Genomic DNA, 7074 nt, shown 5'->3' with positions numbered 1-7074 from the left:
TGAGCTAACCTGTACTAATTGCCCGTGAGGCTTAACCATACAACACCCAAAGGGTTTTGATGGACTCAAAGCAAGAACAGATTGAATGTGTATGAGAACACAATAACCAGCTTTCCAGATTATTCTCTAGAAATAGAGAAAAAGAATTTGCTTGGCGACCATAGCGTTGCGGACCCACCTGATCCCATGCCGAACTCAGAAGTGAAACGCAGTAGCGCCGATGGTAGTGTGGGGTCTCCCCATGTGAGAGTAGGACATCGCCAGGCTTACATTTCGTTTTTAGGTATGACCTGAAAACAGATGGACGCTTGCTTAGCAAGTTGCCACTGCGGAGTGGTAGTTCAGTTGGTTAGAATACCGGCCTGTCACGCCGGGGGTCGCGGGTTCGAGTCCCGTCCACTCCGCCATGCATTCCAAACCCAACGCGGTCGCGTTGGGTTTTTTTGTTTTTGTCTCCCGCGTTTTGTTCCAGCTGTCGTAATGCGTCGCGCTTTTTACCATCTATTCTTTGCATTGATACGTCTCTTTTTGTCATGAAAGATGGGTGAGCGGGGAAACATCGCACGGTGCGCAACGGTTTACTTTCAACCAAATATTACTCATATTGTTTGTTATATTACTGACGATGTATAACAAGGAGCTCTTCGTTATGGCAATTTCCCGTCGTTGTTTTCTTCAATCTTCTCTTGCGATAACGGCGTTATCCGCACTGCCTGCGTGTACCCTGAGTCGTTCAAAGGACAACTCTGGCGATTATGTTTACGATATTACCGCTGAGCCTTCCCATGCAGAGTTGGTTCCAGGCCATCTGACCAATGTCTTAGGCTTTAATGGCCAGATCCCCGCACCAACTATTCGCTGTCGGCAGGGAACACCAGTAACGATTCGATTTACTAATAAGTTATCAGAGCCAACGACGATCCATTGGCATGGCCTTAGAATTCCGCTAAACATGGATGGTGTCCCTTTCCTTAGCCAGTTACCAATTATGCCCGGTGAGACGTTCGTCTATCAGTTTACTCCTCCAGATGCTGGTACTTTTTGGTACCACCCCCATATGAATAGTGTTACTCAACTTGGGATGGGGTTGGTGGGTATGATTATTGTGGAGGAGCGTTATCCGGTAGAGTTTGACCAAGAGCATGCGCTTATGCTGAAACATTGGCATATCGATAAAAAAGGGGAATGGAAAGAGTTAATGATCCCTCGCCTCAGCGCGAGAATGGGGACGCCGGGAGAGTGGAGTAGTGTCAATGGCGTGCATGAACCTGTTTATCCATTGAAGTCGCATGCCACGACCAGACTGCGTTTGGCGAATGTCGACAATACCATTACGTATCCTATCGCTGTAGAGGGTGCCGAAGCTTGGGTTATTGCTATCGATGGTAACCCTGTCAATACACCCTATAAACTTCGACAACATAAAATAGGTCCTGGTATGAGGGTCGATATTGGGCTAATTGCTCCGGAAGCTGGAAGACGTGTCTATATCCGTCAAATGAAAGGGCGATTTCCTTTCCCGTTGTGTGAGTTCGAAGTATTAGCCTCGTCTTTGCCTCGGGGGCAGTCCTTACCTCATTTACCACTTAATCCCGTTCCTAAACTTGATTTGGACAACGCACAAGAAATTGATTTTGTATTCGAATGGGCAGGCGCGATTACACCTTCTAATAAAGCGGGCAAAGCCATGCCAACATTCTGGTTGACGAACAAGCGCGCTTGGGAAGGGATGACTAAAGAGACTATTCCTGCCCCTTTGGCTACTCTTGAACTTGGTAAGACCTATATATTTGATTTAAAAAATGTCACCCAATATCATCATCCAATCCATCTTCATGGCCACACCTTCACAGTGTTAGAAATGGATGGTCACAAGCTAGATGAGCCCTTCCACACTGATACAGTGTTGCTGGGGAAAAATGGTCGCGCAAAAGCGGCATTTGTAGCAGACAATCCGGGTCGTTGGATGTATCACTGTCATGTTATTGAGCATATGAAAACAGGGTTAATGGGATATATTGAAGTTAAGTGACTCCTGTAACTTTTTAAATATCTGTTTTAACTCTACCTTAGTTGTTGTTATTTTGGCGATGGAATCATGATTTTTAGATTCAATACAACAAAATTCTAATCGGAGGCATCATGGGCCATTTGTCTATTCTTAGTTTTATTGCTTTAGGTGGGGCCTTTGGTGCCTGTTCGCGCTATTTAATCTCGGAACTGTGTGCTGCTTTATTGGGTCGAGGTTTTCCTTATGGCACCCTGACTGTCAATGTGATGGGCTCGTTTATCATGGGACTGTTGATTGCGGCTTTCGAGAATGAACTGATAGCAACAGAGCCATGGCGTCAAGTGCTTGGGCTTGGTTTCCTCGGTGCTTTGACCACATTCTCTACCTTTTCAATGGACAACGTTCTTCTCATGCAACAAGGGGCCTTTTTAAAAATGGGCCTTAATGTTCTACTCAATGTGGTGCTTAGTATTTCAGCGGCATGGCTAGGGTTTCAATTACTGATAAAGGGCTAATAAATTTGCTGAGCCGCATCAATTTTGGTCAATTCGGCTTGGTTTAACCAAGCTGTTTTTATATACTCGTAAAACTTGTCGGAGAGCCATAAGGCTGAGACCGTTAATTCGGGATCCGTTGAACCTGATCAGGCTAATACCTGCGAAGGGAACAAGAGAGATATCGACGCCATAAATCTATCTGGCGATCTATCAAATAGTCAAACACCATTGTATTTGCCCTCTGGAACGTATTCGTAGGGAATAATGGTCGCTTTGACTGCTCTTGTCACATCTATCCGCCAAGCATTTTTATCCAAATTCTGTTTATTTAAAATAACAAGCAAGGAAAAATGCTATGTCGAGTCGCAAGCAAGCGAGACTTGAAGCCAAACACTTTATTGAGTCTCTTTCAGTACAACCCTATCCAAATTCTACAAAGATCTACATTGAAGGATCTCGACCAGACCTTCTCGTCCCTGCTCGGGAAATTTCGTTGGCCGCGAGTTTAGTTGGTGGCACAAAAGATGACCCTGTGTTTGAACCCAATGAACCGGTTCTCGTTTATGACACGTCCGGTGTATATACCGACCCTGAGGCAGCAATAGACCTGCATATGGGCTTGCCAAAGCTTCGAGAGCTGTGGATTGAAGAACGCAATGATACCGATTTACTTGATGAGGTCAGCTCAGAGTTCACTAAAGAGCGTTTAGGAGATGAAACACTCGACGAGCTACGTTACGGAAACCTTCCACGTATTCGTCGCGCTAAAGCTGGGCAATGCGTGACTCAGTTGCATTATGCGCGAGCAGGGATCATCACACCCGAGATGGAATATATTGCGATTCGAGAAAACATGGGTAGACATACGTTTACAGATGAACAATTGAATCAACAGCATCCCGGAAACAACTTTGGCGCGAATTTACCTAGTGAAATCACTCCCGAATTTGTTCGTCAGGAAGTCGCGCAAGGTCGTGCGATTATCCCCTCAAATATTAATCACCCTGAATCAGAGCCTATGATCATTGGCCGAAACTTTTTGGTTAAAGTGAATGCCAATATAGGTAACTCATCGGTTACGTCATCGATAGAAGAAGAAGTGGAGAAGCTCGTTTGGGCAACCCGTTGGGGGGGCGATACGGTAATGGACCTTTCTACCGGGAGGAACATTCATGAGACTCGTGAATGGATTCTGCGCAATAGTCCTGTTCCGATAGGAACGGTGCCCATGTATCAAGCATTAGAAAAAGTGAATGGCGTTGCAGAAAATCTTAATTGGCAAGTGATGCGTGATACTTTGATTGAACAAGCTGAGCAAGGTGTTGATTACTTTACGATTCATGCGGGCGTACTGCTACGTTATGTTCCTATGACGGCAAAACGCGTAACAGGTATTGTTTCTCGGGGAGGCTCCATTATTGCCAAATGGTGTTTGGCTCATCACCAAGAAAGTTTTTTGTTTACACACTTCCGTGAAATCTGTGAAATTTGTGCCAAATACGATGTTGCGCTGTCTCTTGGTGATGGATTACGCCCTGGATCGATTGCGGACGCTAACGACGAAGCGCAATTTTCAGAGTTGAGGACACTGGGTGAACTGACTAAGATCGCTTGGGAATATGACGTGCAGGTGATTATTGAAGGGCCCGGTCACATTCCAATGCATATGATTAAGGAGAATATGGATGAGCAGCTTGAGCATTGTCATGAAGCTCCTTTTTATACATTGGGGCCTCTAACAACCGATATTGCTCCAGGTTATGATCATATTACCTCGGGCATCGGGGCTGCACTGATAGGGTGGTATGGGTGCGCAATGTTATGTTACGTAACGCCTAAAGAACACTTGGGGCTGCCTAACAAGGACGATGTTAAGACCGGCCTGATTACCTATAAGTTAGCCGCCCATGCTGCTGATTTAGCAAAAGGCCATCCTGGTGCACAGATCCGCGACAACGCTTTATCAAAAGCGCGTTTTGAATTCCGCTGGGAAGACCAATTCAACTTGGCGCTCGACCCCGATACTGCGCGTGCTTACCATGATGAGACGTTGCCACAGGAGTCGGGTAAAGTAGCGCATTTCTGTTCAATGTGCGGTCCCAAGTTCTGTTCAATGAAAATTTCTCAAGAGGTTCGAGAGTACGCGAAAGATTATCAGCAAGTGGCCGCCGATCAGGCGATCGAAATAAAGATGTTGGATAACCCTTTAGAAGGTATGCGTCAAAAATCTCGAGAGTTTAGAGAGAGTGGCTCAGAGCTCTATCATCCTGCAACCTCGTTGCAAGAGGCTCAATTGGAGGATTGATGGGTGAAGATTTTAATCCCAGCGCAGTCAATCGAGCTGACGGCTTTGGTACAGCGATGTTTATTAATTGCTGAACGACAGGGTTTTACGATTAATGATATCGAGTTGGGTGTAAGCCCAACACCTTGTTTTTGCTTGGTCAACAATCAAGACCGATTGACTATTTCAGAGCGGTCATTTTCGTCCGATGCCGATATTGTGATTGATTACCTACCTCGTCTCAATGTCCTTACCGCTACACGCTCGCTTCGCGTTGATGGTGGTTCCGTTTTTGTCGGACTGGACGACAGAGGTCACCACATTGATACTTGGTGCCAAGGTGAATCCGTCCGTGCAATTCGTGTCTGTGACAAGAAGGCAGAAAATTTTGATCCATCTTGTCATATGGCGTGGTTATTAACGACGCTCTCTCTGGATTTTTCAATAGATGACGGTTTAGTTTTGGCAAGAGCGGGGTGTAGTGTTCCACGTGAAACATGGCCCACTGATTTTTGTTCCTTTCCTACGCCAATCTTGGACAACTTCTTGTCCATAGATTCCGCTAGTCGTTGTGAAAAGAGCATAAATATTGTTTTTCCAAGATTGAGTTCAGACCATATTGGTCTCTACCCGATAGTCAACAATATTGATTTGATAGAGCGACTGTTGGAATTGGGTATTCGTACCATTCAACTAAGACTAAAGAGCTTGGAACAAACGACTCTGGAAACACAAATCTCTCAGGCTATTGAGCTTGGTCGGCAGTATGATGCCCAGATTTTCATCAATGACCACTGGCAGCTTGCCATTCAATATGGTGCAGATGGTGTCCATCTCGGTCAGGAAGACTTATGCAGTGCGAACCTCCAAGCGATAGAGCAGGCCGATATTAAACTGGGGTTGTCCACTCATGGTTATTATGAGCTTCTCAGGGCGTTGCAATATTTTCCTAGTTATATCGCTCTGGGACCGATTTTTTCAACGACGACCAAACACGTACCATGCAAGCCTCAGGGTTTGGTGAAACTCTCGCTATACCAACAGCTGATCAATACCGTTACAAAGCCTCAGAGGGACTTAGGCTGTCCCTCGGTGGCAATAGGTGGCATTGACGCTGGTAATGCACCTCAAGTTTGGCGTTGCGGTGTTTCAGGTCTCGCTGTCGTCGGTGCAATCAGTCACTCTGTGTGTCTGAATGATTCTGTGGAAAAACTAAAACAGACAGTCGTTGATAAACCACCCTCCTCACCGATCACCCATATGGGAGGTTGCAGTTTTCATGATTAGTGACGAATCATTTTTACGTTATCAGAGGCAAATCAGTGTTCCAGATATCGGTGAATCCGGCCAAATCGCACTGGGCTCGAGTCATGTTCTTATTATTGGCTGCGGAGGTCTTGGAAGTGCAGCGTCCTTATATTTGGCTGCTTCTGGCGTCGGGAAGTTGGTGATTGTCGATGACGATCAGGTCGAATTGAGCAACCTTCACCGACAAGTGATCTATCGAGAACGCGACGTTGGTAAAGGTAAGGTCGCGGCGATGAGTGAACAATTGGAGGACCTCAATCGTGATTGCTCTATCCGGAAGATCTCTTATCGACTGGGTGAATCCCAACTCAATTTGGAAGTAGCATTGGCGGATATTGTTTTAGATTGCAGTGACAATTTACCCACTCGGCAGTCCGTCAACTTGGCTTGCTATAAGCAGTCAACACCACTGGTCTCGGCTGCTGCTGCTGGATGGCGAGGGCAGCTGATGGTCTTCGACTTCCCTCATCAATCAGGTTGTTATCGATGTTTATATCCCTTCGATGAGGTCGAAGACACCATATCCTGTGCCTCAATAGGGGTTGTTGGCCCAGTGGTAGGAGCCATGGGCAACATGCAAGCCATTGCTGCTATTCAGAAACTGGCGATGGGGCGTTTCCCCTCTCCGAGTCATCAGCTGAAAATATTTGATGGATCGACCCTAGACTGGCAGAGCTTGATGATGGCAAGTGATCCTACGTGTACCGTATGCTCGGATAACCCACCTAATAACGCCAGTAAGTTAAGCGGAGGAAATAAATAGATGCGTAACATACAAGTAGAGATTAATGGCCAGAAAGCGTTCTTTGAACACGCCAGAACTCTGGCCGATATTATGGCGTCATTGGGTATGCCATTGTTGGGTTGTGCTATAGCGGTCAATGGTGTGGTCGTCCCTCGTGTCGTTTGGACAGAGACTAATGTGACAGATGGCGATTCGATTTCTATATTCAAAGCGATTGCAGGGGGCTAAA

6 protein-coding genes, 1 tRNA gene, 1 rRNA gene and 1 riboswitch are annotated in these 7074 nt (G+C 46.1%); all 8 genes read left to right on the top strand.

What is annotated here, in order from left to right:
- The first annotated feature begins 150 nt into the window (after window positions 1-150).
- The 8 genes from rrf to thiS all read left to right on the top strand — a co-directional run bounded on the left by rrf (window position 151) and on the right by thiS (window position 7073).
- Window positions 151-266, top strand: a 5S ribosomal RNA gene (gene rrf / locus HLM86_RS18225).
- A 64-nt stretch (window positions 267-330) separates the two neighbouring features.
- Window positions 331-407, top strand: a tRNA-Asp gene (locus HLM86_RS18220).
- Between the two features lie 242 nt (window positions 408-649).
- Entirely contained in the window at window positions 650-2032 is a 1383-nt protein-coding gene (locus HLM86_RS18215) for a multicopper oxidase family protein (protein ID WP_170883460.1), read from the top strand.
- A gap of 110 nt (window positions 2033-2142) precedes the next feature.
- A complete protein-coding gene (crcB, locus tag HLM86_RS18210; protein WP_076590205.1) occupies window positions 2143-2526 on the top strand; it encodes a fluoride efflux transporter CrcB in 384 nt (127 codons plus the stop codon).
- Between the two features lie 69 nt (window positions 2527-2595).
- Window positions 2596-2694: riboswitch (TPP riboswitch) on the top strand.
- Between the two features lie 169 nt (window positions 2695-2863).
- Window positions 2864-4813: a phosphomethylpyrimidine synthase ThiC gene (gene thiC / locus HLM86_RS18205; RefSeq protein WP_170883461.1), complete on the top strand. Its 1950-nt coding sequence runs from the start codon at window positions 2864-2866 to the stop codon at window positions 4811-4813.
- A 3-nt stretch (window positions 4814-4816) separates the two neighbouring features.
- Window positions 4817-6079, top strand: a complete 1263-nt coding sequence (locus HLM86_RS18200; protein ID WP_170883462.1) for a thiamine phosphate synthase — start codon at window positions 4817-4819, stop codon at window positions 6077-6079.
- The gene (locus tag HLM86_RS18195) at window positions 6072-6863 is read left to right on the top strand and encodes a HesA/MoeB/ThiF family protein (RefSeq protein WP_170883463.1); all 792 of its coding nucleotides are present in this window, start codon (window positions 6072-6074) and stop codon (window positions 6861-6863) included. The genes HLM86_RS18200 and HLM86_RS18195 overlap by 8 nt, the downstream gene beginning before the upstream one ends.
- On the top strand, window positions 6864-7073 hold the full coding sequence (thiS, locus tag HLM86_RS18190) for a sulfur carrier protein ThiS (RefSeq protein ID WP_170883464.1): 210 nt from the start codon (window positions 6864-6866) through the stop codon (window positions 7071-7073).
- Window position 7074: the final 1 nt, after the last annotated feature.

This window comes from Vibrio ostreicida (assembly GCF_013074385.2).
GTDB classification, from domain to species: Bacteria; Pseudomonadota; Gammaproteobacteria; order Enterobacterales; family Vibrionaceae; genus Vibrio; species Vibrio ostreicida.
Note: the sequence above shows the minus strand (reverse complement) of the source record. Positions and strands in the feature narration are given on the sequence as shown.

Excerpts from the sequence above, each read along its gene's own strand:
- HLM86_RS18215 (WP_170883460.1), top strand. The coding sequence starts at position 650 with ATGGCAATTTCCCGTCGTTGTTTTCTTCAATCTTCTCTTGCGATAACG.
- crcB (WP_076590205.1), top strand. The coding sequence starts at position 2,143 with ATGGGCCATTTGTCTATTCTTAGTTTTATTGCTTTAGGTGGGGCCTTT.
- thiS (WP_170883464.1), top strand. The coding sequence starts at position 6,864 with ATGCGTAACATACAAGTAGAGATTAATGGCCAGAAAGCGTTCTTTGAA.
- thiC (WP_170883461.1), top strand. The coding sequence starts at position 2,864 with ATGTCGAGTCGCAAGCAAGCGAGACTTGAAGCCAAACACTTTATTGAG.
- HLM86_RS18195 (WP_170883463.1), top strand. The coding sequence starts at position 6,072 with ATGATTAGTGACGAATCATTTTTACGTTATCAGAGGCAAATCAGTGTT.